The following is a 24,525-nucleotide window of genomic DNA, read 5'->3' on the forward strand; positions in this document are numbered from 1 at the left end:
CCGCCCGTCTCAGGTCAACCCACTCATGGCGTCCCAGGTGTTCTGCCGAGGGGGTGCTGGCTGCGCGAACTCCTTGCGAAACGGATCCCAGTACCGCAGTTGGACGCCGAGCATCTTGGTTGGGTGACGCTCGCGGTAGCGGTCGTAGACCGTTCCCGGAAGGCCGTTCATTCCCTCGTTGGTGTTGCAGGTACGGCACAGCAGCCCGCGAACCAGCCCGGTGTCGTGGTCATGGTCCGTCACTAGCCGCTCGACGCCTCCGCAGATGGCGCAGCGGCCATCCTGCCAGGCACGCAATCGGTCCTCCGCTTGTTCTTCAGAGGCGGCGCCGGGTCGGTCTACAGGCCAGCTCCAACAGATGGGAGGGCCCGTCACAAGAGCGGCGTAACGCTGACGGTACGGCTCCCAAGCCGCGGCACTCTCCGCCTGCCTGGCCCTGTAGTCGGTGCGCTCTTCCTGGGTCAAATGGGTCACGCACGACTCGTACGGATGGAGCCGGAAGCCCTGGCACGGTTTCTTTGTCGTCGCGGTGGCTCGACCGCAGCGCGGGGGCGGTACGAACGCGATGTCATTCACAGTCCGAGTCCGATCAGCGCGTTGTCCTGCTCGTCCCACTGGTCCACGATCTGCATGTAGCCGTCCAGCACCTTCGACCCCTCCTTGTGCCCCGTGATCGCCGCGATGGCCTTACGGTCCTTGCCCTTGCGGCGTGCCTCCGTCGCGAACCCGGAGCGTACCGAGTGGCCCGTGAACAGAGCCTCGACCCCAGCGCGGAGGCCGGCCGCGGTGATGAGATCGCCGGCACGCTGCGGCGTGAGGCCCTGCGGCTGCACGGCGCCGGTGTGGTGGATGCGGCGGAAAGCGTGCCGGTCCGGGGCGGCGATCTGCGCGGCCTCGACCCATTCCTTCCAGGCCCGCACGGGGCAGGTGGCCGGGTTGGTGCCGAACGGTACGGGCACCGTGCGGGGCTCGGTCTTGGACACGCGCACGTCGACCAGGAGCCCGTTGTCGTCGTCGCGGATGTTGCGCAGGCGCAGTCCGGCGAGCTCGGCGCGGCGGGCTGCGATGGAGAACCCGAGGAGCAGCATGGCCCGGTCGCGGATACCGAAGATGTCGCCGTCGCACTTGTCGACGATGAGACGCAGTGTGTCCAGCCGCATGGCTGGCGCCTTGCCCCGGCCTCGGGCTGGCTCCTCTGCCTCCTCGGCCTTCTTGCGGTAGTCCTTCAGCAACTCCCGGGCGGCCTTGGTGTCTTCGGGGCTGATGACGACGCCGTACTGGGTGCGCAGGGTGACGGTGACGCCGGCGAGCTTGCGGTCGATGGTGGAGTAGGCGCGTTTCTCCCGGTTCCACAGGTAGTCGACGAAGGCGCGCAGCGTGCCGCGGGTGGCGGCGGTGGTGGGGATCTGGAGCTGGCCGCAGAAAGCGGTCCAGGTCTTCCAGTCCGCGGCGTAGGAGCGGACAGTGTTGTCTGGGCGTTGGTCCTGGGCGTGCTCGTCGGATGCGGTGTCGAGGGCGGCGAGGCGAGCGCGGAGGGCGTCGTCGAACTCTGCGGGCAGCAGCGGGGCTTGGGCGGGTCTGGCGGGCAGATTGTCGGTGCTCACGCCTGGCCGCCACTGTCCGCGGGGACAGGACCTGTCTCGAGAGAGTTGGTCAGGAGGACCGCTTCGGCAGAGATCAGGGAGGCAGCCTCGGTGTGACCTTGGGCGCGCAGCTTGTCGGCTAGTGCCCACGTGTAACGGGCGAGGTTGGCGTCGATGACCCATTCCTCGCCGGGCTTGAGCATACGGCGGGAGTGCAGCGCCTCGATGAAGGTGTCTCGGGCGCTGCCCATGACTGTCTGGTCGGCCATCTTCGTCCCCTTGTTCGGATCGCGATCACTCGCCATATGTGAGCTTATCCCGCATCAGAACGAGTGATCCCCTATCTGGCGACCCGATCCTCTTGCGATCAATACCTTAAGGACTGTAAGGTTTCTTCATGCAGAAGTCCTACGGCATTGAAGCCGCCCGCGCCCAGCTCGGCGAAATCGCCGACTACGTCCGCACCAGCGGCGAAACCATCGCCTTGACCCGGCACGGCCGACCCATCGCAGTCATCGGTCCCACCAAGGCCGTAAAGCCGGCCGGCGGCGTGGAGGCCACGTTGTACTACCCGCACACTGAGCGAACCTGCGTCCTACCCGCCCTCCCCCGAACCGGCGAAGAGCTCGTCCAAGACGAGGAATTGAGCCCGACTGAGAGCACCGAAACGAGGTGGATCATTACCGAAGTGCAGTGGCACCTGGCCGTCGACAGCTCACCCTCAGTCGGTATCACCCTCGACCCGGCAGACGACCACACGCGCCAGATCATGAAGCAGCAGGAAGCAGACCGCATCGCAGCCGCACGCGCCCGCCGTACCACCGAGCAGTGAGGACATGACCATGAGCGGACAGCGCCAATACGACGTCGACTGGACCGACGAAGGCAACCCGCGCATCGTCCACGCCCAGCCCGGCGACGACGCAATGACCTTGATCGAAGCTCAGCAGGCCCTGCGTGACGGCTTGGACGAGGTCGAGGCCGCCCGAGAGTCGGTCGAGCAGGGCCTGGAGAGCATGTTCCGGCGCCTCGGCCAGCCAACCACTGAGCAGTGAGGACGCCCCCTCCGCACGTATGAAGTCCCGGCCGCTGGAATCGGCCGGGGCTTCTACATCCCACAGTAGATCAAGCCAGGCCCCCGACCGCAGGAGCGGGCCGCGAAGCGGCTGGTCAGAGGCGCAGCTAAGCGGAATGCTCGACCCCGTTATTTATGTCCCAGAAGTATAGGACGCCGGATCAGGCAGGCAGAATCTCACGCCACGCAGCCACAATCCGCCGCGACAGATAGACGTGCCCCGCGTCCGTCGGATGCACCGCATCCCCACCCACGTAAGCCGCCGCGTTGCCGCTCGTGATGAACCCGCCATGCGTCGCCAGCAACGTCCCGGCCGCGTCGTACACCGCCCCCGTGATCGGCGAGACGAACGGGAACCCGGCGTTCGCGGCCGCCGTGCGCAGCGTGGTGTCCGTGTTTGTGATGCTCGCTCCAGGGCTCGCCGTCGGAGACCAGCACCCCAGCACCAGTACCTGGCAGTTCGGCAGCCCCGTCTTGATGGCGGAGAACAGGCTCGCCGCGGCTGTGCCGATCGCGGACTGCGAGCCGCCGTTGTCGTTGTAGCCTCCCCACACCACCAGGCGGTCCGGTGCCCACGCCACCACATCCGCGGCCAGCCGGTCCGCGAACGTCGCGTAGCTGCCCGGGGTGATGTACCCCGTGCCGCCCCTCCCCTGGTCCCACGCATCCGTCGAACCGAGCAGCCGAGCCGCGCGGTGAAACCACGTGCCGGCCCCGGCGCCGGTGTTGTGCGCCGAGCCGTCGCTGATGCTGTCGCCCAGCACCATCAGCCGGCCGCCCTGCAGCGGCACGCGCCACATCGTCGCCGACGGCGGGAGGTAGACCCCACCGAACGGCATCGTGTAGAAGTCCAGCCGGATCCGGCGCGGAGCAGCCGACCCCAGGTCAATCGTCAGCATGTGCCCGGAGCCTGCGGTCGTGCCGCCGCTGGACTGCGTCAGGTCTGTCACCTTGCGGCCGTCGATGCTCAGCCGGTACATGCTCGCCGAGGAGATGTACTTGAATCTGACCTGCAGCGTCTGGGCGTCCGTGCCGAACTCCACCGACCACACGCCCTGGCCCGAGCTGTAGGTGTTCGGGTACTTGCTGAGCGGCAGGACGTAGTTGGTGTCCGGGCTGCTCGCCCCGATCGCGAAGCTCCCGGCGCCGGCGTAGGCGTACGGCCCGGTCACGTCCGTACCCGCCAAAGCCACCAGCGGCGGGGCGTACTTGATGTAGCCAGTCGTCGGCGTCGTCGTCTGTGCCGTGCTGATAGTCGGCGCGCTCCCGGTGTACAGGGAGTCCGCCAGCGCGGGATCCGGAAGGTCCCGGCGCCGCCATGCCGTAGCGACCGGTCCCTGCGGACCGGTCGCACCTGTGGCTCCCGTCGGGCCAGCAGGCCCCTGTGCGCCCGTCGCTCCGGTCGCGCCTTGCGGGCCAGTTGCGCCAGTCGGGCCGGGATCCCCCTGCGGGCCCTGGCTTCCGGTCGCCCCCGTGGGTCCCGCCGGTCCTTGCTCCCCGGTGTCGCCCTTGGGGCCGGTCGCGCCGGTGGGTCCTGTATCGCCGGCGTCCCCCTTCAGGCCTTGCGCTCCCGCCGGTCCCGTGGGGCCGGGGTCTCCCTGGTCTCCCTTCGGGCCAGTGGTGCCGGCCGGGCCTTGAGGGCCTGTTGCTCCGGTCTCGCCCTGCGGTCCGGCGGGTCCACTTGCCCCGGCCGGTCCGGTCGGTCCGGCCGGGCCCGGCACGTAGACGATCGTGCCCGTGCCCAGTGGCGTGCCGGACAGTGCGATACGCAGGTCTCCCAGCCAGTACGGCCCGTCGGTCTCCGGGACCACGACGTACGCGGTGTTCGGGGTGCCATTCAGTGCGCGGCCCTCGGTTATCGCCCAGGCCGTGTCGCCGGCATCCGCGGTGATGGCCCCGTTCGGGGTGAGGTCCAGTTCCCAGGACCCGTCCTCGCCGGGCGTCACCGAGTCCTGCCCGGTGATCTCGCCACTCTCACTGGAGACGTAGCCCACCACCCGCTCCCCCGCCAGATCCACCAGCACCGCTGTGACCTGCACGCGCGTCGGGTCTGGCACATCAAGCAGCTTGCCCTGCACCACGGTCATCGATCAGCGTCCTTCGGGTTGGGGCGCTGAACACGGAGGACCATCACCGTGCGCTGCGCCAATAGGCCGGCGATCAGCAGGAGAACCACGGCCCGCAGAATGCGCAGGGCAGCAGCCGCGGGACCTTCCTGGCCCACGATGGCTATGGCGACGGTGTACGCGCCCAACGCGCCGATCGCTGCGCCCAGCGACATCAGGTGCCAGCCCATGATGGTCGAGCGCCACGGGGCCTTGAGGTGGTACGTCACGACGAACACGAGCGCGGAAACGAAGACAATTCCACTGACCACGGTGTTGATCCACTCGGCGCTGCTCATCTCGGGGTCCCCTCGATGGCCTCGCGGAACATCTCCGCAAAGTGGTTCCGCTCCCTCAGCCTGCGCAGCTTATTGGTGGCCTCGTCGACCTCTGGGCGACGCTCCTCAGCCTCAAGCCGGGCGGCCTGCGCGCGCTCAACCGCGCGCTGGGCCGCCTTCTGGCCGGGGGTGGGGCGCCCCCTCCGCCTAACGCAGAGGAGCCTCGTCCATCGGATCACTCTGCACCTCCCCCCGCTTGGGCAGAGAGTCCAGGACGTGGCCCGCGGTATGCGCGAGCTCCATCAGCTGCCGGTTCTGGTCGCGTTCCTCGGCCCGTGCCGCCTCCGACTCGGTGTGAGCGTCGCGCCAGGTGTTTCGCTCTTCCCTCATGTCGTCGTAGGTGCGCCGCGGTATCAGCCGGCCCGTGAGGACCATCAGGACGACGACGGCCAGCAGGGCCACAGCGCCACCTTGGGCGATGTCGATGCCCATCAGCTCAGCAGCCATGCCGCCTCCAGGATCTTGCGTTCACTGCGTGTGGGGTCCGATTCGTGGGTGGGTGGTCGACATGGTGGGCGGCTCATTCGTCTGCCGTGCTGCCGCAGCAGTCAGCGCGGCAGACGGGAGCCGCCACATCAGACGCTGCGGACGGTGGTCGCGGGCCGGACCTCCGCGGCAGATACCGGGGCGGTGACCTGCGTGCGGTCGAACATCGCCACCAGCGCGGCCGCGAGGGACATGAACACGGCCTGCTTGTCCGCCGACCAGTCCAGGCCGAAGCCGACTGCCAGGGCGACGACGGCCTGGACGAAGCCGAGGACGGCCGCGCCGATCGCGTCGTGCGCCATGACCGCGAGGATCAGGCCGACCGCGGCCGCCGCCACGGCGTTGATCCACGCCTGCTGGTCCGCGGTGACCTCGAGGGCGAAGGCGGAAACGACCTTCACGAGGATGGCGATGAAGCTCAAAATGAGTGCCGGTTCCCGGCCGAAGATCTTCACGATGGTTCTCCAATGGATGGGGGTGTGTAGGTGCTCAGACCTTGGGGACCTTGAGGGCCGCCCACGACTTGGCGCCGGGAATCCCGTCGGCGTCTGATCCGGAATAGCCGAGCTTGATCTGCCAAGCGCGATAGCTGGCCTTGTCGACGTTGGTCCAGTTCGGACCGGGGCCGTCCTTGTACCGGCCGCAGCCTTCAGCGACGAGCCGGCGGCCCATCGCGGTGATGATCTGGCTGTGTCGGCCGCCGTGGAAGAATGACGAGCCGGGGAACGGCTCGTACTGCGGAGTGCTGGGCTTGGACGCGGCGCCGGAGACCTTGAGCTTCTGGCCAACCTTGATCTCGTCGGCGTCCTTGAGGTCGTTCAGCGAGACGAGCTTGGCGACGGTCGTGCCGTACTTCTTCGCGATGGCGGAGAGCGTGTCGCCCTTCTTCACCGTGTACGTCGTCGTACCGCCGCTGTCCGAGGAGCCACCCGTGTCGCTGGCAGCCTTGCCGGGGACCTTGGCCGTGTCGATCGCGCCCGGATCTCCGTGATCATTGCCGGGGACCTGGGAGTGGCCGTAATGCCCGGCCTTGGACTGCCAGACCGACCGGGACCGGGCATCGCTTCCGCTCGGGTAGGCCGGCGGCTTACCCGCGGGCCAGGTGTCGGGGATTCCCCAGGCGCGGCCAGCGGCCAGCAGCTTCTGGAAGTTCGGCTTCTTCGCCGGATCGAAGCCGTTGGTCCACGGGGATGCGGCGCGGCCAAGGACCTCGACCTGGATGTTGACCTTGCCCTCGCGGTTGGTGCGGCGGGCGCCGTCGTTCTTGAGGGCGCGGCCGGACTGGTTGAGGGGCCCGAACTGGCCGATCTTGTCGGTGACGGGATCGTAGATGACCTGAGGCTCGGCGCCGACGCGGATCAGGTACGCGCCGATCGACGTCAGGTACGAGCTGCCTGCCGGGGATTCGGTGGTGTGCCAGGTGAACCGCGCTCCGGACTCGGGGTGGTCCATGGAGCCGCCGATGGACTGGTCGCCGAGCTTGGTGGCGCCGGATATGTACGCCGGGCCGGATGCCTGCCGCGGCATGCCCTCCTCGGCCGGTCCCGGGTAAGGCTGCCGGACGTCGAACGCCGGGGCGTCGGTCGGCACGTACACGTCCAGGTCGCCGTCGTCCCGGAGTACGCAGAACGCGCCGGGCTGCCGGTGCTCCTTTACGAAGCGCGGCGCCTTGTCCAGCGCGGCGATGGCGCGGACCTCGTCGGCGTGCGCCTGGTCGACGGTGCCGAGGTAGGTGGTGGTGAGCTGGTTGGTCTCGGGGTCGAGGTGATCGACCGCGACGTGGTACTCGGTCATTGGCTGGTCCTGTCGAGGCGGGGCTGGACGAGGTCGATCTCGCTGCGCAGCTGCTGGTAGACGGCGAGGGACATGCGGAAGGAGCCGGAGTCGCCCCAGGAGGAGCCCCAGCTGTTTTGCACGCGCAGGACGGTGTGCTCGTAGGAGAAGTCGCCCTCGACCTCGGCGACGGACTCCAGGGCTGTGATGAGGACTTCGTGGCCGCCGGCGACCGGAGAGGACTCCCAGTTGGGGATCTCATCGAGGAGTGCTGTGCTGGAGACCGGGGTGAAGAAGGCGTCCCGCCAAGGCATTCCCATGAGGACGGGGCCGGTCTGGAGGAGCATGCACAGCTCTTCGGCGGTGGTGGCGTGGCCGTACTGGTCGATGAGGCCTCGGCGTCGGAGGGCCTTGGCGACGCCGAGGCCGGAGGAGCCGCAGTCGTCGTTGGGCCAGGTGTAGTCCAGCCATTCGTCGGCCTGGGTGGCGTCGGCGTACAGGCCGATCGCCCACCGTTCGGCGGCGATCGGGTCGCTGGTGTCGAGGCCCGCGGCGGTGCAGGCGGCGGAGTCGAGGAGGACGGAGATGCAGGCGGTGGCGGCGTTGGCGGTGCAGGAGCCGAGGGCGTCCACGTCGTCCACGCCGTTGAACATCTCCGACGTCCTGATGCCTTGCTTCAGCAGGTCCTGCTGGTCCAGGAGCGGAATCTTCGGGGCCCACTCGACGGTGCGGATGGTCTCGCCGGAGTAGGGGCGGCGGTAGGCGAGGCTGCGCGGGTCCAGCACGCGGTGCCGGCCCAATGAGCCAGTTACGTCGTACTGCTGAATGTCGAGGTCGGGCAACGCCCCGGGCTCCTACGCTCCCCGCGCCTGAGCTGATGTGTGTCTCTGACCGGCGCGGTGCGCTGTCAGTCCCTCGGGGAGAGCGGAGGGTCGCTGGGTTCAGAGTACGGGCGATCAGTCCCGGCGTTGCCCCTGCAGGGGTCATCAGGCGATGCGGGTGACGCGCATCCACGAGCCGACGGCCATGCGGTTGAAGGTGGTGGACGACGTGGACTGTGCCCAACCGAGGGCGAGGGTTCCGGCGCTGGTGGTGGTGACGGTGCCCGTTTCGATGGCGTAGCAGACGTTGGTGTTCACGTTGCGGCGGCCGTAGGTGATGGTGGTGCCGAAGTTGTGTGCGCCGCTCCTCATGGTGATGCCGTCGCCGTTGTTGTTGCCCGCGGTGGCTTCAGTCGCGGCCGAGGACGGGCCCATGGCGCCCTTGAGGCCGGTAGCGCCGGTGGGCACCAGCCACTCCGTCACCGTGAGAGCGAACGTACTGCCGCCGGTGAACAGGTGGAACTCCACGATGTAGGTGGCGTTCGCGAGGAGCGACACCGTCAGGTGTGGGTCTGCGGTCCGGCTGGTGGTGCTCGTGCGGTCGGTGTTCGCCGGCTTGCTGACCAGGTACGGGGTGTTCTGGGCCATGACGCTGCCCGTGACGGAGAGGCCGGACGAGGTGAACGTGTGATCGCTGCCGTTAGCGTTTACGTTCACGTAGTCGCCGGTGACGTAGACGGAGCTGTGCTTGCCGGTACCGGTGCCGTCCTGGACGTACATGTTCATGTACGAGGCGCCAGCGGTGGAAGAGCCGGAGGCGGCGTCGATCGCGGCGAAACCGATCTCGCTCGTGGCCGTTGGGGCGTTCGTTGCCACGGCGAAGCGGCCGGGGAAGGATCCGGCTTTCGGTGATCCGAGGGAGATGACGGCTTGGCTGTAGGCGCCGCTGGAGTCCTGGGCGACGATCGGCGCCCCGAGAGCTGTGGTGGGCTGCGCCGGGACACCCACGGTGGGGCCGGCGTTGAGCCCGGCGGGGAAGAGCTCACCGGTGACGCCGGAGTACAGGAGCATCGTCGGCCGGTTCACCATGCCGGCGGGCGGGGTGGGGGTGACCACGACGCGGGAGCCGGTGGTGTTGGTTTGGAGGACGCCGCCGGTGACGGTGGCGCCGGTGATGTCGGTGCCGTTGATGGTGCCGCCGGTGATGGTCTTGCCGGTGATGGCGTCGGCCTTGATGGCGGTGGCGTCGACGCTGCCTGCGGCGAGCTTGGCGGTGGTGACGGCGTTGGCGTCGAGCTTGTCGGTGGTGATGGCGAGGGCTGCCACCTTCGCTGCGGTGACGGCCTCGGCGGCGAGCTTGTCGGTAAGGATGGCGCCGGCGGCTATCTGTCCGGCGAGGATCGCCCCGGCCACGATCTTCTGCGTGGTGACGGCGTCGTCGGTGATTTCGGTGGTGCCGACGGCCCCGGCGGCGATTTTCGCGGCGGTCACGGCGTCGGCCGCGAGCTTCGCCTCGGTGACGATGCCGTCGAGGATGTCGGACGCGACGACCGGTGTCGGCCCGTACGGGCCGGCCTCGGTGGAGGGGGTTGAGGCGGCGCCGGACGTGTTGCGGGCTAGCAGTTGTACGTACACCGGGTCGTCCGTCACTACGACGACGGTGGCGCCCTGCGCCGTCTCGATCGTGGACTGTAGCGTCGCCGCGGTCGCCGTGAAGCCGCTGCTGGTGGAGGCGTGGACCTCGATCCGGGCCCAGTCCAGGGGGATCACCGCGGCGTCGGCGAACTGGCCGTCCCACGAAACGGTGACGCCGCCCAGCACGGAGGCGACGACCGGGGTGGACGGGGCCGGGGGCGGGGGTCCGTTGACGACCTGGATGCCGGAGGTGCCGTCGGCCTGCTGCCCGACGATCGCGCGCAGGCCACCAAAGTCGTCGCGGGCCACGAGGGCGGTTCCGTCGAGGGAGGCTGACGAGAGGCGAGAGGCGCGTTCGACCTTCTTGATGCGGGCTTCCAGGATGGCGAGCTGGGCTCCGATGTCCATCACATGCCTCCGTAGACGTAGGAGCCGGCGGGCTTGAGCTGGAGGGTGGCCTGCTCGCCGCCTTGGGCGGTGGGCTTGACGGTCCAACTGACGATGCGGCACCAGCCCGCGAATGAGGTCCAGGGGTTGTTGACGCGGACGCGGACGTCGTCGCCGACCTGCCACGAGCCGATGGGGGCCGCGGGGTGGTCCCGCACGGTGATTTCCTGTACGGAGCCGAGGGTCTGGCGCCATTTCGATTCGGCGGCGGCGCGCTGGGCCAGTAGGTCGGTGCCGTTGACGTCGGGCAGGTCGAGGACTGTTTCGAGGCGGAGGCGGCCGTTGCGGATGGCGTTGATCGACCGCTTCTTCGCGGAGCCGTCTCCGGTGCCGACGGCGACGACGACCTGGGCGTACTCGTCGCCGGCCTGCGGTACCTCGGGGTCCTCGAGGATGTTGACGCCGGTCGCGAAGCTGATGTCGGTCCGGCGCGCTCCGAGGCGTGGCCAGCCGAGCCGGACCCTGCGCACGGGCGCGGTACGGCCGGTGTTCCAGGCGACGTCGCAGGCGTAGTCGGGGGTCGCGTCCCCGGAGACGAGGTCATCGATGGCGTCGCCCAGCACCGGGCTCTCCCACCAGGAGAACTTCAGCGGCTCGGCGGTGGTGCCGACCTTCGCGGTGCTGGTGGTGGCGTCGACGGTGACGCCAAGGTTGCCGTCGGCGATGGACTGCGCGTAGGCCCAGACGTCGCGGATGACGGTGCAGGGGTCGGCGTTGGCGTAGGGGCCGCGGCCACCGAGGTTGCCGTCCAGGTCGTGGCGGTGCTGGAGGTAGGAGGACCAGCCGGCCGCCTCGATGGCGTATTCAGAGCCTTGCGGGCGGGCGTCCCAGACGAGGCCGCCCCAGCGCAGCAGCCCGTCGCGCTCGACGTAGATGAGGGTGGTGCCTGGGTCGGTGAGGGTGGTGTTGGAGGCGAGGAGGTGCGGGGCGAGCGTGCCGGATAGGGAGCCGGGCCCGTTCAGTTCGGAGCCGTACTCCAGGTCGGTGATCGGGAGGGCTTTGGACAGCCACTGGCCGGTGAGGGCGTGCTGGGTCAGTACCCGGTAGCCGGCCATCAGTACGGCGCCTCGAAGAATTCGACGTCCGCGATGATCGTCGTTGAGGAGTCGACGGAGAACTTGCCCGCGTTGCCGGAGAAGCCGGCGACTTGGAGGCGCAGGAGCTGGGTGGTGCCGCGGTAGGCGGAGGGGATGAGGAGGTTGTCGCCGAGGACAACGGTGCCGCGGCGGACGCCGGTGCCCTGGTTGTCGTCGAGGATGACCTGCTGGACGGTGAGGCTGGCGCCGAAGGTGGCGCGGAGTTGCCCGAAGATCGTGCCGGTGCTGTAGCGGATCTGCCCCACGTCGATCTTGATTTTGACGCGGGCTGCCCAGGCGGGGATGGCGATGTTCCAGCCCGCGGCGGTGCTGAAGTAGGAGTAGGTGCCGCTGGATCCGCTGATCTCGGTGGACAGGGAGCCCGGGGACTGCATGTTCAGGGTGCGGTCGCGGCGGGCGTTGGCGATGCTCCGCAGGTCCGTGATCATCGCGTCGGTGATGATGGACGTCGATGCCGGTATGTCGATGCGGGCCAGGGGGATCGCCGTGCGGGAGTCCGGGATTGCCGTGGCGGTGGAGGTGACACCGGAAATGATCTGGAAGTATTCGATCTGGTCGGTGGCCGGGTCGAGGCTGCTGCCGGGGTATTCGGGGTCCTCGACCCTCAATACGATCATGTCGGATCGCGGGGTGCCGCCTGTGGGCGCGATGTCGATGGTTTCGGTACCCACGTTGCAGACGGCATAGGAGCCCTGGAAGGCGTTGTCACGTCCACGGACAATGCCTGAGCCGTCGGAGATGTTGACGGACGCCCCCGGTGTGGACAGGGCCGTTACCTTCAGGTCGTCTCCTTCGGTGATGCCCTCCGACCCGCGGGCCAGGTCCCGCACGAGCATGCGGAACTGCTGTGCGCTGTGTGAGGCGCCGTCCGTGAGGATCGGTGCTTGGAACAGGGCCATGTCGTGCTCCTAGAGGGCGGTGTAGGCGTCGCGCCAGGTGATGGTGAGCCGGGCTGTGTTGGTCGGGTCGACGGCGGTCCACCGCATCTCGGACGTGCCGGGGGGCAGGGAGAACAGGTCGAGACGGGAGGCGGCGGCCAGGTACGTTTCGGCGTTGCCGCCGTTCTCCCGCACCACCGACAGTCGCCCCGGCCGGGTGTCCATCTCCACCCACTGGCCCGCGGTGAGGGCGAGCGTCGGCAGGGCCAGGACGCGGCCCGAGGTGGCGTGAGTGATGGTGACGTTGTTGCACGGCCCCTGGATGCGCAGGACGGGCCAGGTGTCGCGGGTGCCGGCGTTGGTGACCCACCCGGGGCGTTCCGCGGTGGTGGTGGCGGAGGTGACGAAGATGGGTGCGACGACGGGGGCGGTGAATCCGCCGCCGGTCATCCAGCCGAGGGGGATGTCGAGGGTCTGCTCGGTGTCGCCGTACCAGGTGGGGTCGGTCGCTTCGAATGCCATGTCGAGTTCGATGCGGCCGTGGATGGCGGTGGCCATCTCCGGGGCGCAGCGGCGCAGTCGGCCGTTGGCGCGTCGGGTGGTGCCGCCGGGCCGGCGGACGCGTAGCGGCATCGTGGCGCCGCCGACGAGCCGGATGGCGGGATCATCGGCGGCGGCCTGGAGCTGCGCGAGGAGGGCTTCGCAGGCGGGGCCGTTGCCGGGGATGGTGATGCCGCCGTCGAACTCGATGGTGCGGGCCGTGTAGTAGTCCGGGCCCGGGTAGGTGCCGTCAGCGGACGGCCGGTCGACGTCGGAGTCGCGGGTTCCGGGCCAGCCGAGGCCGGTGACTTCCTTGAAGCGGATCGGGGTGCCGGTGCCCATGAGGACACCGCCGAGGTCCCACTGCCCCTCGTTCAGGTCAACGTCCGGCACGGGCTGCCACCCCTCCCCTGCGTGCGCGCCGCATCTGCCGGCCGACCTGGTGGCCGATGTCGTAGGCGGATGCGCCGGTCCTGGTCACGGGCACGTTCACGGTGGTGGGGCCTTCCTGGCTGATGACGACGGCACGTCCGGCGTTCGCGTCGGTCAGGCCGACGCCGAAGCGCTGGGCGACGTCGCCGAGGACTGCGGTGGCCGAGGCCCGCTTGTTGGCGCCGAGGGGGATGTACGCCTCTCCGCCGGTGGAGGGCTCGGCGAACGTGACGGCGCCGGCGCGGGTTCCGTAGATGCCGGGGCGGATGCCGCCGTTGGCGTATGACAGGCCCTTCTGTGCGCGGGCCAGGTCGGCGAGGAATTTCGCAGAGCGGGAACCGAGGCTGCTCTTGATCTGACTGCTGGCTTTGGTGGCGACGGTGACGATGTCGTCTTCGCCCAGCCCGGTGGCGGAGGCCACGTCGTGGATGCCGGTCTTGGAGCTCTTGACCGCGGCGATGATCTGCACCAGTTGGGCGATCTGGTCGGAGGACAGTGCGTTGTTTGCCGCGGTGGCGGCCTTGTTTGCCGAAGCTGCCTTGCTCTTGTCCTTGGCTGCGGCGGCGGCCAGAGCCTCGGCGTCCTGATCGTTCTGCGACGCGAGGCGCGTGGCGAGAGCCCCGTAGCCGCTGGCAGCGAGCCTGGTGAGGTTCGCCTGGAACGCGGCCTGGTCTTTCACCGCGGCGTTGAGCTGCGAGGTGTACTCGCCCAGGGACGCCTTGGCCGAGGCTGCGAGGTTCCGCAGCTGAGAGGCCATGTCGTTGATGTACTTCGACGAACCGTGGGCCATTTTCTTCGTCAGCGCGATGCCTTCGTCGCCCATGTCGGCGAGTGCGGCAGCGACGTCCTGGCCGGCGCGGGATGCGACCGTGGCGAGGTCCTTGCGCCAGGCGTCGAGAGCGTTGTTGGAAGCGCGCAGCTTGCTCGTGAAGACCGAGAGGCTGAAGTTGCCGTTCTTGTCGTTTGAGGCGGAGATCAGTCCAGACAGGGTGTACTTCTGGGCTGCGCCGCCGAATCCGGAGTAGGTGAAGTCCAGGCCGCCGCCGTCAGCGAACCGGGTAACGGAGCCGTCGGCGTTCCACGCGATGCCCCGGCCGCCCAGGCGGCGCACGGTCTCCTCGGCGATGGCGCGGGAGCGGCGCCGCTTGCCAACGGCGAGGGGAATGTAGGCCTCGCCGCCGGTCTCGTCTTCGGCCCACACGCGCCATTCGCCGGCGCGGGCGATCTGCGCGGTGTGCTGCTCGCGCCGCATGCCACCGCCGGCGTAGTGCGCGACCTGGACGGATCCGTCGGCCTGGTAGCCGCTGGCGTACGGGCCTGGGTTGGCCTTCCTGACGATCGTGTCGATGAACGTTTTCTTGTAGATGCTGATGGTCGCTGAGCTGCCGTGGACACTGTCGATGGCACCCTGGATTGCGGCGACCTGGGATTTCGGGGTGCCGGTCGGCACGCTGACAACGACCGTTTTCCCGTCCGTCGACTGGATTTTGAATCCGAGGAGTTCCAGCTGGCGGCGCCCCTCTGCGGTGGGGACGTTCATCGTGATGGTCTTGCCGTGTTGCTTTTGGACCGCTGCCTTGAGGTTTTCCAGATCGCGGAGTGCCCCGGCGGTCTTCGCGCTCATGTTGAGGCTCTTGCCGCCGGGTACGGCCTGCATCTGCTTGAGCAGGTTGGCGAGGTCTGCTTTTGCCTGCCCGGTCTTCGCGGTGACCTTGTATTCGCGGGTTCCCGGGATGAGCTTGACGGTGTAGCCGAGCTCCTCGAGCTTCTTCTTCGCGTCGTCGGACAGGGTGTCGACCTTGACCGTCTTGGACTTCGGGACCTTCGCGAACTCCGCTTGGACGGCGAGGAGCTCGGCGAGGGTGGAGTCGACGCCCTTGGTTTGGAGCAGGATGGAGACCTGGCCGGGGATGAGGCCCATCGCGTCGGCGACGCCCTGCGCCTGCTTGCTGGACAGGCCGTAGCCTTCGCCGAGCTTGATGGCCGCGTCGCGGGCCTTTTGCATCTCCGCCTGTGAGGCCTTCAAGCTCTCGGGAAGGCCCTTGCCCTGCGACTGCGCGAAGTCGTAGGCCGCGATTGCGGCGTCCGCTGACCCGTCGGCGATGTTGTTGAAGGTGTTGAACAGCGACTGGCCGTTCTTCGTGGTGGTGTCGATCTGCCCGTTGGCTTTGACGAGGGCCTTGCCCCAGCCGTCGCTCTTGCTGATGCCGTTGGTCATTGCGTCGTTGGCCTGGGTGATGGCCTCGTTTACGCGTGCCTGGGCGGCTTGGAGGCTGATGCTGCCGCCGGAGAGCAGGTCGAGGCTGGCGCGCAGGGCGCGGGTGCGGGAGTCGGCGTCGCCGGTCTTGTCGGCGAGAGCCGCAACCGAGTCCTTGAGTCGCTGGTAGGCGGAGACGCCGTCTTCGGATCCCTTCTGCGCGGCAGCCAGTTCTTTCGCAGACCGCGCCGCTCCGGACATCTCCCCCTTCATGCTGCCCAGGGCGGCGGCCGCGTCCTTCGCGGACTTGCCGACCGGGTCGATGTCGGTGACGACGCCGCCGCCGCTGGAGACGGTTACCTTCGTGTGCGCTTCAGCGACTCCCTCCAGTTGCTTTTGGAGTTCGCCGAGGCTCTTGCCTTCGCCCAGGTAGGAGCTTGTGAGGCTCTTGAGGGAGACGCCGGAGCGGCGCATCACGTCGACGAGTTTCTGCCGGCCGTCGCCGACCTTCATGTCCTGGATCTGTTGAGCGGCGACGGCGCGGACGTTGTCATCGACAGCGCCTTTGGACTCGCGCAGAGCCTGGGAGAGGTTCGCGATCCGCTGGTCGTGCTCTGCGGCGGCTTGGGCTGCTTTCTGCTGTGCGCTGGCGAGGAAGCCCAGGGCAACGGTTGCGCCAGCGATGGCTACGCCCCACGGGCCGCCCATGGCTGCGGTGAGGCCGGTCATGGCTCCGCGCAAGCCGGTACCTGCTGCTGCGGCGACTCCGCGGAGTGTGCTGGTGAATCCGGATCCGGCGGCGGCGGCGGTCCGGAAGCTGCCGGCCATACGGCCGATGATCGGCACCCGGTCTTGGAGGACAGCGAATGCCGCACCGTAGCGGGAGAGGGATTGGCCGGCTGCACCAGCGAGGGTGCGCTGGTAGGCCATCTGCTGTGACAGGGACTGGAAGGCTCCGGTGACGCGGCCGCGGACGGTGTTGGCGATGTTGGACAGGGGGCCCTGGACGCGGCGGAAGAGGAGCATCGCGGCGACGGCTGCCTGCACCGGGCCGGGGAGCGACCCGAAGGCGGAGACGATGCCGCCGACGACGTGGCCGATGGGGCCGAGGATCCCGGAGAGCCAGCCCAGCACGGACAGGACCGCGTCGAGGGCCATGACGGCGATGTCGACGGCTGTGCCGAGGCCGGAGGAGCCCTTGGCTAGCGAGGAGAAGCCGGAGACGACGGGCTCGATGAAGGCGACGATGTTGGAGAAGATCTCGCCTGCGGTGTCGCCGATGGACAGCAGGGTGTGCAGGAACTGGGCGAGGGCGTGCTCGCCGAAGTCTTTGAGCGGGCCGATCATGCCGGAGACGCTTTTGCCGAGGGTCGAGAAGCGGCTGGAGAGGGCGGCGCCGATTTCCGGGCCGAAGAGGGTGGCCGCGGAGTTGAGGTACTGGAAGAACTTTTCGATCTTCGGGGTGGCGGCGGATAGTCCCTTGGTGATGCCGCGGGTCATCCATTCCATCCCGGGGGCCATGCCCTGGTAGATGGCGAGTCCGGTCTGGCGGGCCTGGGTTTTGAGGCCGAGCATGGCGCCGGCCAGGCCCTTGCCCTTCGCGGCGGCGATGTCGGCGGCCGAGCCGGTGCCCTTGACTGCGGCCATGAGGTTGTCGAAGGAGTCGACGCCCTGGTGGGCCATGGCGATAGCGCCAGACATGGCGGGCTTGCCCATGGACTTCTTGACGGCGGCCGCGAAGTCCTGCTGGGTCATGTTGTGCTGGGCCTTGGACAGGCCGTCGATGACGTAGCGCAGGCCCTTGAAGTTGCCCTGGGCGTCCCACGCTTCGATGTTCATGGCCTTGAGGCCTTCGATCATCTGCGGGGTGGGGGCGGCGAGGTTGGCCATCATGCCGCGGAGGGTGGTGCCGGCGGTCTGGCCGAGGATGCCTGCCTTGCCGAGCATGCCGACTGCGGACGCGGTCTCCTCGATGGAGACACCGAGCCCGTGGGCGACAGGTCCGGCATATTTCATTGCATAGTAAATGTCCTTAATGTCGCCCGATGCCGCGTTGGCGGTGGACGCGAGGGTGTCGGCGGCGCGGGATGCCTGGTCGGCACCCATGCCGAACTGGTCCATGATGTCGCCGAGATACTTCGCGGAGTCGGCGGCGTTGACCTGGGCGGCGGAGGCGAGGCGCAGGGATGCGCTGGTGGCGGAGATGGCCTGGTCGGTGCGGAAACCGGCCTTGGCGAGTTCGACCATGGCCTCGGCGGCGTCGCCGGCGGTGGCGCCCGGCAGGGACAGGTCGTTGCCGAGCTGGTTGGCGGTCGCGGCCGCGCGCTTCATCTGCATCTGGGTGGCGCCGGTGACCGCCCCGAAGGCGTTCATCTCCTGCTGGTACTCATTGCCCTCTTTGACCATGGCGCCCAGGCCCATGACCAGTGCGCCACCGGACAGGAGGGCGGCCATGCTGCGCAGCTGGGAGTGGGCGCGGCCGGTCTCGCCGGCGAAGCGCCGCATGTTCGAGACGCCTCGGTCGCCGACCCGGTTGGTGTGGGCGGCTGCGGTGCGGGCTGCCGTGCCGAGGCGGTTGAGGTCGCGGATGGCGCCGCTGAGCTGGCTGGACATGCGGGAGATCTGGCGGGATGCGTCGCGGCTGTTGGTGCCGAGGCGGTCCATGCCGCGCTGGGCGGTGCGGGCCGCGTCGCCGTAGCGGTTGAGGTTGCGTGCGGCGTCGCGGCTGGCGTTGGCCAGGCGCTGGATGTCGCGTGCGGCGTTGCGGGCCTCACGGCCGAGGGAGCGGAGGTTGCCGCGGGCGGCGAGGGCGGCTGTGTCGAGTTCGCGCAGGCCGGTGCGGGCCCGGGTGAGGGACTGGTCGAGGGTGCGGGCGTGGGTGGCGGACTCGCGGAGCGCGCGGGCCAGGCTGGTGCCGTTTCCCCGCAGGTCAACGCTGAGGTTCCAGTTCGCCACCGTCCCCCCTCCCTACTCGTCGTCGTGGTCGTGGTGCGTGCGTCGGGCTGCTTGGAGTTGCTTCATTGCCTCGGTGGCGGCGTGCACCGTGGCGGGGATGAGCAGGACCTTTTTGCCGCGGCTGCTGGCGTCGTCGTCTTTGAGGGAGTCCTGTTTGTCGGCGATGGTCTGGCAGCCGATGCACAGGTGGGTGACGGCGACGTAGGCGTCTTCGGTGTCGTCGTCTCCGCCCTGGTCCCAGTCGTCGGCGCGGGTGCCGCACTGGGGGCAGACGGTGCGCTGGTAGTCGCGGTAGGCCAGGGCCTTGGCGCGGTCGCGCGGGGTCCATTCGCCGGTGCCGAGTCCGCGGAACTGCGAGTGCGGGATGCCCCATCGGTCGCACAGTTCGAGTTCGCCGCGTAGCCGGGCATCGGCGATCAGCCTTTTCCCAGGTCCAGGCGGGACTCCAGCTGGACGTTCCAGGCGGTGGAGAAGAGGGCGCCGGCTTCGGCGTCGGACCAGGTGTCGAGGAATTCGCGGGCCTGCTCTTCGGTCATGCCGTCGGTGTTGGAGGCGGCGACGAGGGCGGGCCCGAGGGTGTCGGCGTTGATTTCGAAGCCGTCTTCGGCCTGCTCCTCGGTGGGCGGGTGGGCCTTCTTCAGGGCGTCGAGGTCGGTGCGCTCCAGGGCCCGGAAGGTGAGCACGATGGATGCGTCGTCCACGGCCTTCTGGGCGGCTGCGACCTTCTGTTCGGCGGCGCGCAGGGCCTTCTTGGCTTCGGGGGTTGTCTCGTTTCCCTCGTACTGGCGCTGGGTGTTGCGCTGCTCGTAGTGGGCGGTGCCGAGGTTGTTCTTGGCGGCGCTGTCGTCGCAGATGGTGAGGGTGGCGGTGGGGCGCTGGCGGTTGCGCAGGCGCTCCAGGGTGGAGGCCCAGTGGGCGTCCTGGGCGACGGCGTTGGCCGGGGGCTGGGGCTGGGTGGTGGTGGTCATGGTGTCTCCAGTGGGAAGGGGCCCGGCCGGCACCGCGGCGCCCCTTCCCAAAAGCGGAGGGCGCCGGCCGGGGGCTGGTGGGTCAGGTGGCGGCCGGGACGGCTGCGCCCTGTACCGGGGTGTCCGTGATGCTGAACTTGGCCATCCACTTGGCGGCCTCGTTGTCGGCGGTGATCTCCGAGCTGCGGGAGGCGACACGCACCGGGTAGACGTCCATGCTGTTGGAGGCGGGGACGTCGCCCTTGCGGAGGATGATGATGAAACCCGTGGTGCCCTTGGCGAGGGACTGCTCGAGGTCGTCGTCGGTGTCGTCCTCGTAGAACGTCAGCGAGGAGTCGGCGGCCTGGTCGGAGCCGGGGATCTTGGAGTCGAACGTGGACTCCATGTCGGGGGTTTCGATCTCCTGGTTTTCCAGGGAGAACCCGTCGACCGCGGCGATGGCCTTGGTGAGCTTGGTGGCGCCGGTGATTTCGACGCGGGTGGGGATGTATGTCGTCGCCGCGATGGTCTCGGCGAACAGGATCTTGGTTACGCCCTTACGGGAAAACCTGGCCATGAGATGGGCCCCTTGTCCCGGGGCCGGTGGCCCCTTCACGTCTGTGTGGGTCGTCTCGGCCACGAGGTGGCACGTCCGCGAAAGGGGCCGCCGCGGTGCGGTAATGCCTGACCAGGGGTCAAGCTGGGGTCAGGTCGAACCTGAACCGCTGCACGTAACTGATGATGCCATCGGCGGGATCATTCATTGCCCCGGGTTCGGTCTCCAGCTCCCGGCACATGCAGCGGACACTGGGCACGGTGAGGGCGTTGGTCCACTGGCCGGTGGTGGGGTGTCGGGAGAGGAACGCCGTGCGGGCTTTGTCGGCGAGGCCTTCGGCCTGCTCGAGGGTGCCGGCGCTGCCGGGGCGGGTCTTGTCCGGGGCGGAGACCGAGGTGACCTGGACGACGAGGGACAGGTCCTCGTTCATGTCGGCGTAGAACGCGCCGGAGAGGGAGGAGTCCAGGGGGGTCAGGACGTAGTAGGCGGTGGCGTTCGCGGCCCCGGCTGGCAGGACGCCCTTGCCGACGGGCAGGCTGGTGGCCGTACCGAGGAGGCTTGTCAGCGCGTTGGTGACCAGGCGGCGTTCGATCACCGCAGCACCTCCGCGACGGCGGACAGCATCCCGAACCGCAAGGCCGCTGTCATGGCGGGCAGGGACGGCTGCACGTGCGGGTACGGCGGCTGGTTGTATACGCGGCCCAGGCTGTCGGCACCCACGAACCCGAATTCGAGGCGCCGGCCGTAGGGCTCTTCGGTGCCGATGGTGCACTGCGCGCCGTAGGGCAGGCGGCGCGTCTCGATCTGCCAGCTGTTGCGGTAGTAGCCGGTGATGACGTTCGGCCCGGGGCGCCCGGAGGCGTGGCCCTTGATCTGCGCGCGCCCGAAGTCGGCTGCGTGCTCGACGCTGTGGGTGATGGCGGGTCCGATGCGGTGCGCGGCCGCCTCCAGCCGGGCGGCCAGCTGCTCGGGCGTCATGCCGCCCCCCGCGGTGCCTGGTTCTGGTCAAGCGGAGTGATCCGTACGACCTCCACCGTGGCGGCGCGGGAGGGGTCCTGGCTGGTCCATGACCGGCCGAGGAGCGCCAGGTTCGCGGTGTTGTGGACGCCGATGACCTCGATGGTGGCGTCCTTGGGTGCGATGGGGGCGGTGAGGGGGGTCAGGAGCCTGTAGCGGCTCTTGGTCTCTCCCACCCACATCTGCCCGGCGTCCGGGGTGGCGCTGATCTCGGACTGGGCGGTGCCGCCCTGTACAGCGCCGGGGCCCTCGTAGAGGACCTCGCCCGGCGGGTATTCGTTCTGGCCGGTGTCGGGGTTGTAGACCGGGCCGTCGGTGGCGGGCGCGGTGATGCGGACCGTGTCGACGAGGAGGTTGGCGCCGAGCCAGCGGGTGACGCTGGCGAGCGCGGCATCGAGGCCTGCCATCAGGCTGCTCCTCTCTCGTCGGCCCACTCCATCAGCTGGGTGAGCATGGCCCGGGTGAGGGCGTACCGCTCGTCGTCCAGGTCGTCCCGGTCGAGGGCGGCCTGCTCGAGTTGGACGGGGTTCACGGCGCACAGGAACGTGCGGATGGTTTCGGCGGGGTCGGGCTGGTCGGCTACCGCGACGTGCGCCAGTCCTTCGAAGGTGGCGCTGGCAGGCTGCCGGATGTGCAGGACCAACTGCGGCAGGGACCCGTGGACGTCGTGCTGGAGGGTGTAGCCGATGACGTCGTGCCCGACTTCGGTGCCGTCGAGGCGGATGCTGGCGCTGCCGGGTTGGGCGTCGATGCGGACGCCGTGCGCGGTGGGCTGCTGGTCGCTCATGCCGGGTCTCCGTCCGCGATGTCGGTCCGGCCAGTGAGGTCGGGGCGGGGGTAGAACTCCCGTATGCAGCCGTGATGCGCACTGGGGTAGGTGGCGCATTCGTCGGCGGAGCGGAGGGTGCCGTCGGCGTGGTCGGTGTCCGGATGGCTCGTCCATCCGCACTCCGGCCCGTCCCGGACCTGCATCCACTCGGCGTCGAGCTCGTCGCGGGCGGTGTTGATCGAGCCGTGGTTGGCGGTGACGACGCCCTGCCAGGAGAGCGCGGCCGCGGCCCAGGCGTGGACGGGGTGGCGGGCCTGGTTGGAGTAGATGACGGTGTCGAGGGGGTGTTCCTCGAGGAGCCGTTCCGCCTGTACGCCGAGGACGGAGCGGGCGGCGTCCTGCGCTGCGCGGGCGAAGGCATGGGCGCGGCGGACTGCTTCGGTGATGCGGCGGATCAGGTCGGCCCAGAACGGGGCGGTCAGGCCGGTGACGGAGGCCTGGTGGCTGGCGGTCCAGGTGAACAGGCCGGCGTCGGCTTCGGCCGCGCGGAGGGCGCGGACGGCTCCGTCGCGGTAGGCGATGGGGAGGTCCTGGGCCGCCCAGCGTTCGGCGAAGGCGCGGGCGCGGCGGTCGAACTCGCCGACGTCGGCGTTGAACGCGACGAGCGCGGTGCGGATCTGCTGCGTGGCCCCGACGGCGCGGCCGCCCTGGATCTGGTCGAGGCGGTCGAGGAGGGTGTGCTGGCTGGTGTGCAGGATCGACCAGGCGGTGGTGAGCTGCACGGCGCCGGCGGCGATGAGCGTGGTGAGCTCTTCGCGGCCTTGACGGGTGCGGGTGTCGCGTACGGGCGTGGTCATCGGCGGCGCCTCTCGACGAGGCGGATGATCCCGAAGCGGCTGTCGCTGTCGTCGCCTGTGTCGGCGGGCTCGTCGGGGGCGGGCGGAGCGTCTTCGGATTCGAGGTAGGCGATCTGCCGCTCGAGGGCGGCGATGTTGCCTGTTGTGTTGATGTTCACGACGGAGCTGACGCCGATGACGCTGGGCTGCGCGATGAGGTCGGCTTTGCGCTGGTTGAGGATTTCGATGGCGACGGCGCGGGCTTTGCCGAGGCGGGTATAGCGGGCTTCGAGGTCGGCGAGGTTGGTGTCGGTGCCGAGCTGGGACAGGAGCCAGTTGCGTGTGGCGTCGTCCACTGCGGCCTCCGGTGTGTGGTGCGGGTGGGAAGGGTGGGGTTGTGCGGGCCCTGGCGCCCCAGCTCAGGGCCCGCACGGTGCGTCAGCTGCCTGCGCCCTCGTCGGCTGCTGACTTCCGGCCCCGAGCCGGTCGGTTGGCCGCCGCCTTCTTCGCGGTGGCCGGCTTGTCGCCCTCGTCGCCGTCCGGCGACGGTTCGGGCGTGGACTGCTCCTCAGTGGCCTTCTTGGCCGGGGTGGGGAGCTTGCCGTCCTGCCAGCACGCCGGGTTGGTCACCAGCGCCGCGAGGTGCGGCTCCGGCTCAGACCCTTCGGGCAGGACGGTCATCTGGTGCGTCTCCGGGTCCACGACGTGCGTGGTCGCTGCGAGCCGCGCCATGATCAGAACACCGACGCCGTGACGTGGATGTCCGGGACATACATCACCGGCATGGCGACAGCGGCGCCCTTGGTCCACACCTGGACCGGGTCGTCCTTGTAGCCGTGGGTGACGACGATGCCGGGGGCTTCCTCCCGCTCGATGGCGGGGTTGCCGCCGGAGGACAGGACCAGGGACTCGGCGGTGACGCCGTACTGCGTCTCGGCCCACTCCTGCGGGTTCGGGGGCAGCAGGATCCACTTGTTGTCGGGGATGGGGCGGGCGGTGGTGCCGTCGTCCAGGGGGATCTGCACGTCGTAGATCTGGATGGGCGGCAGCCCGTAGCGCGCTCTCACGACGTCGACCTCGTTGGGCGCGAGGGTCGCCGTGGGGGTGTTCGACGGGTTCACCGAGCCGTAGTAGGCGGCGCGATAGGCGTTGTTCGCCATGAGCAGCGCGCGGGCCTTGTAGGAGGTCAGGACGCGGGAGGGAAGAGGCGCGCCGGAGGCCCGGAGCGTTTCGATCCAGGCCTGCTCGTCGGCGATGGCGTCGGCGGTCGGGTCCGTCCACGCGGTCGAGGCGGTCGGCATGTTCGCCGAGGGAACGCCGGCGTCGTACTCGACGGTCAGGCCGTTCTCTCCGGAAAGGGTGAACTTGCCGTCGGTGAGGAGGTCGCCGACGGCGAGCTCCAGGCGGGACTTGATGGACTGCACGTGGGCGGCGACGTCCTGGTAGAGCAGTTCGACCAGTTCGGAGGAGTCGGCGCCGCGGGCGGTGTCGAGGAGGATCTGCTCCAGTTCGCCGACCAGGTACTTCTGGCCGAGCGGGGGCAGCATGCCCTCGGTGACGATGCGCTGCGCCTCGCGGGTGGCGACGGCGGTCTGCGCGTCCCAGGCGCGGTACTTGGCGGCGGCGACCCGTCGCGAGCTGCGCTTGATGCGGAACTTGACGGAGTTGATGGCGCGTTCCGGCATGACCGAGAGGGTCAGGGCGTAGTCGGCGGGTGTCTGGACCTCGCGGACGAACGCGTTGATCGCGGTGGCGTCGATGTCCCTGAGCAGGGCGTCAAGCATGGTGTGTCACCCCTTTCAGGAGAAGTTGATGGAGTCGGTGCGGCCGGTGGATGCCGGGCGCTCGAAGGGGAGGGGGAGCTTGTCCATGCGGACGTCGCCGTGGACGAGCATTGCGGCGCCGCACTTGGTGGAGCCGGGGTTGAACGCGGTCTCGGTGTAGAGGAGGCCGGCGAAGACCTGGGTGCCGTCGGAGGCTCCGGCCGCGCCTCCGGCGGTGGTAGTGGCGACCGAGACGGCGGGGCTGGAGCCGCCGG

At 69.2% G+C, this 24,525-nt stretch carries 26 protein-coding genes and 3 pseudogenes; 3 read left to right on the forward strand and 26 right to left on the reverse strand.

Going from position 1 to position 24,525, the window contains the following annotated elements:
- Positions 1-9: 9 nt before the first annotated feature.
- The 3 genes from ACGFR7_RS33300 to ACGFR7_RS33310 form a co-directional block, all read right to left on the reverse strand.
- Positions 10-474: an endonuclease domain-containing protein gene (locus tag ACGFR7_RS33300; RefSeq protein WP_393326513.1), complete on the reverse strand. Its 465-nt coding sequence runs from the start codon at positions 472-474 to the stop codon at positions 10-12.
- Positions 475-572: 98 nt separating this feature from the next.
- Positions 573-1,604, reverse strand: coding sequence for a site-specific integrase (locus ACGFR7_RS33305; RefSeq protein WP_393326516.1), 1,032 nt, complete (start codon positions 1,602-1,604; stop codon positions 573-575).
- Positions 1,601-1,852, reverse strand: a complete 252-nt coding sequence (locus ACGFR7_RS33310; RefSeq protein WP_393326519.1) for a hypothetical protein — start codon at positions 1,850-1,852, stop codon at positions 1,601-1,603. Before ACGFR7_RS33310 ends, ACGFR7_RS33305 begins: the two co-directional genes overlap by 4 nt.
- 128 nt (positions 1,853-1,980) lie before the next feature.
- On the opposite strand from ACGFR7_RS33310, the gene ACGFR7_RS33315 reads away from it, so the two are divergent.
- Entirely contained in the window at positions 1,981-2,415 is a 435-nt protein-coding gene (locus ACGFR7_RS33315) for a type II toxin-antitoxin system Phd/YefM family antitoxin (RefSeq protein ID WP_393326522.1), read from the forward strand.
- Positions 2,416-2,425: 10 nt separating this feature from the next.
- Positions 2,426-2,638, forward strand: a complete 213-nt coding sequence (locus ACGFR7_RS33320; RefSeq protein WP_393326524.1) for a hypothetical protein — start codon at positions 2,426-2,428, stop codon at positions 2,636-2,638.
- Between the two features lie 181 nt (positions 2,639-2,819).
- Here the strand turns inward: ACGFR7_RS33320 and ACGFR7_RS33325 are convergent, their stop codons facing one another.
- From ACGFR7_RS33325 to ACGFR7_RS33380, 12 genes and pseudogenes are all read right to left on the reverse strand, one after another.
- Positions 2,820-4,745: a GDSL-type esterase/lipase family protein gene (locus ACGFR7_RS33325; RefSeq protein WP_393326526.1), complete on the reverse strand. Its 1,926-nt coding sequence runs from the start codon at positions 4,743-4,745 to the stop codon at positions 2,820-2,822.
- Positions 4,742-5,062, reverse strand: a complete 321-nt coding sequence (locus tag ACGFR7_RS33330; protein ID WP_393326529.1) for a hypothetical protein — start codon at positions 5,060-5,062, stop codon at positions 4,742-4,744. Before ACGFR7_RS33330 ends, ACGFR7_RS33325 begins: the two co-directional genes overlap by 4 nt.
- A 186-nt stretch (positions 5,063-5,248) precedes the next feature.
- The gene (locus tag ACGFR7_RS33335; protein WP_393326532.1) at positions 5,249-5,548 is read right to left on the reverse strand and encodes a hypothetical protein; all 300 of its coding nucleotides are present in this window, start codon (positions 5,546-5,548) and stop codon (positions 5,249-5,251) included.
- Positions 5,549-5,676: 128 nt separating this feature from the next.
- A complete protein-coding gene (locus ACGFR7_RS33340; RefSeq protein WP_393326535.1) occupies positions 5,677-6,042 on the reverse strand; it encodes a hypothetical protein in 366 nt (121 codons plus the stop codon).
- 34 nt (positions 6,043-6,076) lie between these two features.
- Positions 6,077-6,337 (reverse strand): annotated as a pseudogene (locus tag ACGFR7_RS33345) (peptidoglycan-binding protein); the annotation flags it as partial.
- A gap of 78 nt (positions 6,338-6,415) precedes the next feature.
- A pseudogene (locus ACGFR7_RS33350) lies at positions 6,416-7,381 on the reverse strand (LysM peptidoglycan-binding domain-containing protein); the annotation flags it as partial.
- Complete coding sequence (locus ACGFR7_RS33355; protein WP_393326538.1) at positions 7,378-8,202, reverse strand: hypothetical protein; 825 nt, start codon at positions 8,200-8,202, stop codon at positions 7,378-7,380. The pseudogene ACGFR7_RS33350 and the gene ACGFR7_RS33355, both read right to left, overlap by 4 nt.
- Positions 8,203-8,346: 144 nt before the next feature.
- The gene (locus ACGFR7_RS33360) at positions 8,347-10,224 is read right to left on the reverse strand and encodes a hypothetical protein (RefSeq protein WP_393326541.1); all 1,878 of its coding nucleotides are present in this window, start codon (positions 10,222-10,224) and stop codon (positions 8,347-8,349) included.
- The gene (locus tag ACGFR7_RS33365; protein ID WP_393326543.1) at positions 10,224-11,318 is read right to left on the reverse strand and encodes a hypothetical protein; all 1,095 of its coding nucleotides are present in this window, start codon (positions 11,316-11,318) and stop codon (positions 10,224-10,226) included. The genes ACGFR7_RS33360 and ACGFR7_RS33365 overlap by 1 nt, the downstream gene beginning before the upstream one ends.
- A complete protein-coding gene (locus tag ACGFR7_RS33370) occupies positions 11,318-12,259 on the reverse strand; it encodes a hypothetical protein (protein ID WP_393326545.1) in 942 nt (313 codons plus the stop codon). The genes ACGFR7_RS33365 and ACGFR7_RS33370 overlap by 1 nt, the downstream gene beginning before the upstream one ends.
- A gap of 9 nt (positions 12,260-12,268) precedes the next feature.
- Positions 12,269-13,171: a hypothetical protein gene (locus ACGFR7_RS33375; protein WP_393326547.1), complete on the reverse strand. Its 903-nt coding sequence runs from the start codon at positions 13,169-13,171 to the stop codon at positions 12,269-12,271.
- Positions 13,158-18,362 (reverse strand): phage tail tape measure protein, encoded by a 5,205-nt coding sequence (locus ACGFR7_RS33380; protein ID WP_393326550.1) that lies wholly within the window; start codon positions 18,360-18,362, stop codon positions 13,158-13,160. Before ACGFR7_RS33380 ends, ACGFR7_RS33375 begins: the two co-directional genes overlap by 14 nt.
- 24 nt (positions 18,363-18,386) lie before the next feature.
- Between ACGFR7_RS33380 and ACGFR7_RS33385 the strand changes: the two genes are divergently transcribed.
- On the forward strand, positions 18,387-18,764 hold the full coding sequence (locus tag ACGFR7_RS33385) for a hypothetical protein (protein ID WP_393326552.1): 378 nt from the start codon (positions 18,387-18,389) through the stop codon (positions 18,762-18,764).
- Between the two features lie 14 nt (positions 18,765-18,778).
- Here the strand turns inward: ACGFR7_RS33385 and ACGFR7_RS33390 are convergent, their stop codons facing one another.
- From ACGFR7_RS33390 to ACGFR7_RS33440, 11 genes and pseudogenes are all read right to left on the reverse strand, one after another.
- The gene (locus tag ACGFR7_RS33390; protein WP_393326554.1) at positions 18,779-19,330 is read right to left on the reverse strand and encodes a hypothetical protein; all 552 of its coding nucleotides are present in this window, start codon (positions 19,328-19,330) and stop codon (positions 18,779-18,781) included.
- A gap of 82 nt (positions 19,331-19,412) precedes the next feature.
- Entirely contained in the window at positions 19,413-19,886 is a 474-nt protein-coding gene (locus ACGFR7_RS33395) for a hypothetical protein (protein WP_393326557.1), read from the reverse strand.
- Between the two features lie 118 nt (positions 19,887-20,004).
- Positions 20,005-20,460 (reverse strand): hypothetical protein, encoded by a 456-nt coding sequence (locus tag ACGFR7_RS33400; protein WP_393326560.1) that lies wholly within the window; start codon positions 20,458-20,460, stop codon positions 20,005-20,007.
- Positions 20,457-20,843, reverse strand: a complete 387-nt coding sequence (locus ACGFR7_RS33405; protein WP_393326562.1) for a hypothetical protein — start codon at positions 20,841-20,843, stop codon at positions 20,457-20,459. The genes ACGFR7_RS33400 and ACGFR7_RS33405 overlap by 4 nt, the downstream gene beginning before the upstream one ends.
- Positions 20,840-21,289, reverse strand: coding sequence for a DUF6093 family protein (locus ACGFR7_RS33410; protein ID WP_393326565.1), 450 nt, complete (start codon positions 21,287-21,289; stop codon positions 20,840-20,842). The genes ACGFR7_RS33405 and ACGFR7_RS33410 overlap by 4 nt, the downstream gene beginning before the upstream one ends.
- Positions 21,289-21,669, reverse strand: a complete 381-nt coding sequence (locus tag ACGFR7_RS33415) for a hypothetical protein (protein ID WP_393326568.1) — start codon at positions 21,667-21,669, stop codon at positions 21,289-21,291. The genes ACGFR7_RS33410 and ACGFR7_RS33415 overlap by 1 nt, the downstream gene beginning before the upstream one ends.
- Positions 21,666-22,508, reverse strand: coding sequence for a hypothetical protein (locus ACGFR7_RS33420; RefSeq protein ID WP_393326571.1), 843 nt, complete (start codon positions 22,506-22,508; stop codon positions 21,666-21,668). The genes ACGFR7_RS33415 and ACGFR7_RS33420 overlap by 4 nt, the downstream gene beginning before the upstream one ends.
- Positions 22,505-22,843 (reverse strand): hypothetical protein, encoded by a 339-nt coding sequence (locus ACGFR7_RS33425; protein ID WP_393326574.1) that lies wholly within the window; start codon positions 22,841-22,843, stop codon positions 22,505-22,507. The genes ACGFR7_RS33420 and ACGFR7_RS33425 overlap by 4 nt, the downstream gene beginning before the upstream one ends.
- Positions 22,844-22,925: 82 nt before the next feature.
- Positions 22,926-23,219 (reverse strand): hypothetical protein, encoded by a 294-nt coding sequence (locus ACGFR7_RS33430; RefSeq protein WP_393326577.1) that lies wholly within the window; start codon positions 23,217-23,219, stop codon positions 22,926-22,928.
- Between the two features lie 2 nt (positions 23,220-23,221).
- Positions 23,222-24,271 carry a major capsid protein gene (locus ACGFR7_RS33435; protein WP_393326580.1) on the reverse strand — a complete coding sequence of 350 codons (1,050 nt, stop codon included), beginning with the start codon at positions 24,269-24,271 and terminating at the stop codon, positions 23,222-23,224.
- Between the two features lie 15 nt (positions 24,272-24,286).
- Positions 24,287-24,525 (reverse strand): annotated as a pseudogene (locus ACGFR7_RS33440) (hypothetical protein); the annotation flags it as partial.

Source organism: Streptomyces sp. NPDC048516 (genome assembly GCF_043199875.1).
Taxonomy (GTDB): Bacteria; Actinomycetota; Actinomycetes; order Streptomycetales; family Streptomycetaceae; genus Streptomyces.

Excerpts from the sequence above, each read along its gene's own strand:
- ACGFR7_RS33315 (WP_393326522.1), top strand. The coding sequence starts at position 1,981 with ATGCAGAAGTCCTACGGCATTGAAGCCGCCCGCGCCCAGCTCGGCGAA.
- ACGFR7_RS33405 (WP_393326562.1), bottom strand. The coding sequence starts at position 20,843 with ATGACGCCCGAGCAGCTGGCCGCCCGGCTGGAGGCGGCCGCGCACCGC.
- ACGFR7_RS33365 (WP_393326543.1), bottom strand. The coding sequence starts at position 11,318 with ATGGCCGGCTACCGGGTACTGACCCAGCACGCCCTCACCGGCCAGTGG.
- ACGFR7_RS33325 (WP_393326526.1), bottom strand. The coding sequence starts at position 4,745 with ATGACCGTGGTGCAGGGCAAGCTGCTTGATGTGCCAGACCCGACGCGC.
- ACGFR7_RS33370 (WP_393326545.1), bottom strand. The coding sequence starts at position 12,259 with ATGGCCCTGTTCCAAGCACCGATCCTCACGGACGGCGCCTCACACAGC.
- ACGFR7_RS33415 (WP_393326568.1), bottom strand. The coding sequence starts at position 21,669 with ATGAGCGACCAGCAGCCCACCGCGCACGGCGTCCGCATCGACGCCCAA.
- ACGFR7_RS33320 (WP_393326524.1), top strand. The coding sequence starts at position 2,426 with ATGAGCGGACAGCGCCAATACGACGTCGACTGGACCGACGAAGGCAAC.
- ACGFR7_RS33430 (WP_393326577.1), bottom strand. The coding sequence starts at position 23,219 with ATGGCGCGGCTCGCAGCGACCACGCACGTCGTGGACCCGGAGACGCAC.
- ACGFR7_RS33335 (WP_393326532.1), bottom strand. The coding sequence starts at position 5,548 with ATGGCTGCTGAGCTGATGGGCATCGACATCGCCCAAGGTGGCGCTGTG.
- ACGFR7_RS33360 (WP_393326541.1), bottom strand. The coding sequence starts at position 10,224 with ATGGACATCGGAGCCCAGCTCGCCATCCTGGAAGCCCGCATCAAGAAG.
- ACGFR7_RS33390 (WP_393326554.1), bottom strand. The coding sequence starts at position 19,330 with ATGACCACCACCACCCAGCCCCAGCCCCCGGCCAACGCCGTCGCCCAG.
- ACGFR7_RS33420 (WP_393326571.1), bottom strand. The coding sequence starts at position 22,508 with ATGACCACGCCCGTACGCGACACCCGCACCCGTCAAGGCCGCGAAGAG.
- ACGFR7_RS33435 (WP_393326580.1), bottom strand. The coding sequence starts at position 24,271 with ATGCTTGACGCCCTGCTCAGGGACATCGACGCCACCGCGATCAACGCG.
- ACGFR7_RS33310 (WP_393326519.1), bottom strand. The coding sequence starts at position 1,852 with ATGGCCGACCAGACAGTCATGGGCAGCGCCCGAGACACCTTCATCGAG.
- ACGFR7_RS33330 (WP_393326529.1), bottom strand. The coding sequence starts at position 5,062 with ATGAGCAGCGCCGAGTGGATCAACACCGTGGTCAGTGGAATTGTCTTC.
- ACGFR7_RS33410 (WP_393326565.1), bottom strand. The coding sequence starts at position 21,289 with ATGGCAGGCCTCGATGCCGCGCTCGCCAGCGTCACCCGCTGGCTCGGC.
- ACGFR7_RS33395 (WP_393326557.1), bottom strand. The coding sequence starts at position 19,886 with ATGGCCAGGTTTTCCCGTAAGGGCGTAACCAAGATCCTGTTCGCCGAG.